1 protein-coding gene is annotated in these 2463 nt (G+C 41.0%); it reads left to right on the top strand.

Annotated features, from left to right (window positions below; genetic code table 11):
* The first annotated feature begins 577 nt into the window (after nucleotides 1-577).
* Complete coding sequence (locus DM397_RS00625) at nucleotides 578-2059, top strand: DUF1254 domain-containing protein (RefSeq protein WP_111375721.1); 1482 nt, start codon at nucleotides 578-580, stop codon at nucleotides 2057-2059.
* The last annotated feature ends 404 nt before the right edge of the window (nucleotides 2060-2463 follow it).

Raw genomic sequence — 2463 nt, 5'->3', positions numbered from 1 at the left:
TGCAAATTCTGCTACTGAAAGATATTTCATGTTTTTATATGATTCCGTTATCGGCAAATATAAGGTAAAAGATGATGAAAAAAAATATTTTTTTGCCGATAAAAGGAATATGCCGCTGCAAACGATTGTCTAGAGCTCAACTGCATTAGGATATTGCTGCAGGAAAAAACAAGCTTCCTTCCATTAAAATTTTTATTTAAGACGCTTTTGATTTTTGCGGCAAAAGCCAAGGAAGCTCCAGTCAGGGATTTATAACGGCAGCAGCATAAAAAAATGTTATGCTGGTTCATTTTTGATTTATATCCCTGTGCTTTATACATGTGCTGGTATAAAAAGGCAATAGTTCATGCATAACAAAAAAGCCTTCAGTGTTGAAGAATATGAACTGAAGATATTTTTGAGAATTGCATTAATGCGTTTAATTGGCTAATGCGGCCATATTTTTTATCTGCATGGCAAAACTTTGTTTCAAATTATAATTTGAAACCGAATTTAGGGCTTTGGAATAAATTTAGATTGATGGAGGCCATAACTTTGGCAATGTTAGGAAGTTTAACTTATTATTAAATCATTTTGTATGAAAGGATTAATTTATATCTGTTTCTTGGTTTTAGTTCTGGCCGGCTGTAAAAAAGATGCAGAGGGCATCAAAGAATCTGCTGTTTCTAATGGATCGGCTTCAGATTATGAATTTGTTGGCGGCTATCCCACAGAAGCAGCTATTAAAAAAGCATATGACGATGCGGACCTTACCCGTGCCATACAGGCATATAAATTTTTCTATCCCACTGTTTCTGGGGAGGGATTGGTTAAGGGGAATGACAGCATTAGAATTATCCCAAACAGATCATTCGGAACTTTAGATACAAAACCGGGACAGATAGGTTTCACGCTCAATTCAGACACGCCTTATGGGCCCATTCCCATTGATTTATCGAAAGGCCCAATGATTATAGATATTCCAAAAGGCCCCCTTATTGTGGTGGCTATGGATGTCAACCAGCGCTGGGTGGCAGATATGGGAATTCCGGGACCGGATGCCGGCAATGGGGGAAAGCACCTGCTTTTGCCCCCAGGCTACAAAGGCGCTGCACCATCTTCAGGCTATCATGTCTGGAAGTCCTCGTCCAATAACCTCACGGTAGGCATCCGTTCGCTTCCTGTCGGCGGTAATGTAAAGGCCGCACTGGAAAGAATCAAAACGGTAAGAGTGTATCCGCTAAACAAGGCTGCAGATTGGAAAGAGCCTGCTTGGCTTGATCTTACGGATAAACCTCAAAATACTACGCCCGTTGCATGGGAAAACAATATACAATATTGGGAAAATTTAAATGACGTAATACAGCGTGAACCCGTTTATGAAGGCTACAGAAACTATTACGGTGAGCTGGCAGTTTTGGGAATTAAAAAAGGGCAGCCTTTTAAGCCTGACGCAAGATTAAAGGCAATACTTGAGAAAGCGGCTAAAATTGCCAATGCCCAGATGCGCGTGCAGTCCTTTGCTGACAGGCGGCCTGATCGTATCGTGTGGAAAGGCCGCCAGTGGGAATGGGTGGCGCTCCGATTTGAAGATGGCGATTTCAATACGCCGGATTATGTGGATCTTGACGGCCGCGAAACATGGTTTTATCAGGCAATTGGAGCTTCGCCATCCATGTTTAGAAGAAAAGAAGGTTCCGGCTCATTATACTGGTTAGGGCTTAAAGATGCAGAAGGCAAATATGTCGATGGGAGCAAAACCTATAAATTGACAGTTCCAACCCCTGTTCCGGCAAAATTATTCTGGTCTATTACTATTTACGATGCCTTAACGAGAAGTCAGGTCGCTACAGATCAAAACAAAGCGGCGCTTCGCTCTTTGTTTGAATTAAAAGACAAGATAGGAGGCCAGAGCGTTGATCTGTACTTCGGACCCAAAGCTCCTGCAGGAAAAGAGGGGCAATGGATAAAAACACTTCCAAATAGGGGATGGTTTGCTTACATCCGCATCTATGGACCGGAAGCAGGAGCGTTTAACGGCACTTGGAAGCCGGGAGATTTTGAAGAAGTTGCGCAATAATGGTAGTGGTGCAGATTGGGTGTTCTTATAATTTAACCGCTTAACTGACTGAAAAAGAATATTGAATCTTAATTGTTGAATAGAACAAGAGACGACCGCAAGGTCGTCTCTTGTTCTATTTTGCCTTTAAATAAGCCTTAAAAATGCTTTTGCCTCACATTAGCGCTGCAAATTGGGCCATGAGAATAAAATGTGATTTTACAAGGGCAAATGCGTGAAGAATGGATTTCAATCTAATGGAAATCAGTGTTATATGCTGTGCTTTGGCCGGTGACTGGAAATAGGGCCGGAATGCCTCTTTATTTATAGGGGAGATTATTAAATTCTTTTTTAAGCTTTTAGTTAGTTAGTTAGTTAGTTAGTTAGTTAGTTAGTTAGTTAGTTAGTTAGTTAGTTAGTTATGT

The organism is Flavobacterium nitrogenifigens, assembly GCF_003254565.1.
Taxonomy (GTDB): domain Bacteria; phylum Bacteroidota; class Bacteroidia; order Flavobacteriales; family Flavobacteriaceae; genus Flavobacterium; species Flavobacterium nitrogenifigens.
This window is presented reverse-complemented; position numbering and strand designations above follow the sequence as displayed.

What these genes read in the sequence shown, in the direction of transcription:
- DM397_RS00625 (WP_111375721.1), top strand. Translation starts at nt 578, where the DNA reads ATGAAAGGATTAATTTATATCTGTTTCTTGGTTTTAGTTCTGGCCGGC.